Annotated in this window: 1 pseudogene; it reads right to left on the bottom strand. The window is 40.9% G+C overall.

The features are described 5' to 3' along the window. Window positions 1-164 precede the first annotated feature (164 nt). Window positions 165-1726 (bottom strand): annotated as a pseudogene (locus tag J2Z40_RS19630) (IS3 family transposase). Between the last annotated feature and the right edge of the window lie 72 nt (window positions 1727-1798).

Below are 1798 nucleotides of genomic sequence, written 5' to 3'. Positions count from 1 at the left end.
TCGGTGTTTGTCAAGATAGTTGTCGCATTTCACTTGTTTGCTAGTGTAAAAATGTTAGGGGTTACTACCGCGCTTCGCTTGGTGGCCTTCTCATCAAAGAACAGAATTCATTCTGTTCTTTGATGAGAAGGAAAAGGGTAGTTTCAAGCTTGGCTGCAGTGAGGCTATTTTGTTTCATCCTTTTCTATTTTTTCTTTCATAGGATTTAAAGCCACCGAATCATGTGCACTCCAGTCTCTAGTTGAGCGTGACCAACGCTCTGGGTGCTTTTGCTTCGCTAGTTCGTAAACTTCTTTGCGCTTTTTCAGTATCTCCATATGGCCACCTGTATGGCATTGCTCTGGCGTCACAAAATTAATTCCACTGTGTAAATGTACACAGTTATACCAATTCACAAATTTTAATGCCCATTCGCGCGCAACCTCTAATGTTTCAAATCCCTTGTACGGGAATTCAGGTCGATATTTTAGAGTCCTGAACATCGCTTCAGAATAGGGATTATCATTACTTACCCTGGGTCTTGAATAGGAGCTCTGAATCCCCAGTTTTTCAAGTAAGACCTGGAATGTTGCGGCTTTCATAGGGCTTCCATTGTCGGAATGTAACACCAGTGGTCTTCCTTGAATTTTCTCGCTAATTACCGTCTTTTTCATTAACTCCTCAGCGTATTGTGATTCCTCTGTTTCCCAAATTTCCCAACCTACTATTTTTCTACTAAAAATATCAATAATTAAATAGAGTCGGTAATACATACCTTTCACCGGCCCTTTTAACCACGTAATGTCCCATGTCCAAACCTGCTTTGGTGCTGTTGCTAAATGGCTTTCTGGTAATCTGCGTTCTGGTCTTTTACTTCTTCCTCTATGATGTTGCATATTTTGCTCACGAAGTACTCGATAGAAACTAGATTCAGAGGCAATATAAATACTTTGATCAGCTAATTTCGGCACAATTTGGGTGGGTGGTAAATCTATAAATTCCTCTTTTTTTACAACCTCCAAAATCTCTTGTTTTTCCTCATTCGTTAATTTATTTTTCGGCTCTGGACGTGAGGCCATTGGGCGCCCATCTTCCTTAATTCCTCCCTCTGAAATCCACCGTTCATACGTGCGCACACTAATGTTCAATTCTTTGCACGCCAGGGCTAATCGCGCACCATTTTGGTTAGCTTCTTGGATGAGATCTACTGCTAGTGCGCGATCTGATGGGTTAATCATTCTTCCTCTTGGTCCCCCCAGATCGCTTGGGCCTTTTTTCTGAGAAGTAATAAGGCGGCAGCTTCTGCCAATGCTTTCTCCTTTTTACGCAAATCTTTTTCTAACGTTTTTGCCTTTCTTTTTTCCTCTTTTAATTCTTGATTCAACTGCTTTGTTTGATTAGATTCACGACCGTTTGCGTGTAGACAAGATTCGCGCCATGCTTCAATTTGTTCTTTATATAGACCTTTTTTTCGACAATACTCTGCTAGATCTGCTTGATTCATAGCGTAGGTTTCCATGACAACCAGAAACTTATCTTCACTACTCCACTGTTCAGAACCTTGACCATCTCCAGGAGTTGGATTTCCAGCTATTCTAGCTTCTTTCCTCCACTTGTATAGAGTGGGTTCGGTAATTCCGAGTTCTTTACTTAACAGACTTACAGGTTCATTGTGAGGGGGCATCATTCTCTTAAGAATGGATTCTTTCATTTCCTCTGTATAACGTTTTCCATTGTTACTTTTCATGTCGATCAACCTCCGTGTGTTAATTAAACTATACACTAAAGTTGTCTACGACATCTATCCTAACAGAGGGGG

Source organism: Cytobacillus eiseniae (genome assembly GCF_017874625.1).
In the GTDB taxonomy this organism is placed as follows: domain Bacteria; phylum Bacillota; class Bacilli; order Bacillales; family Cytobacillaceae; genus Cytobacillus; species Cytobacillus eiseniae.
Note: the sequence above shows the minus strand (reverse complement) of the source record. Positions and strands in the feature narration are given on the sequence as shown.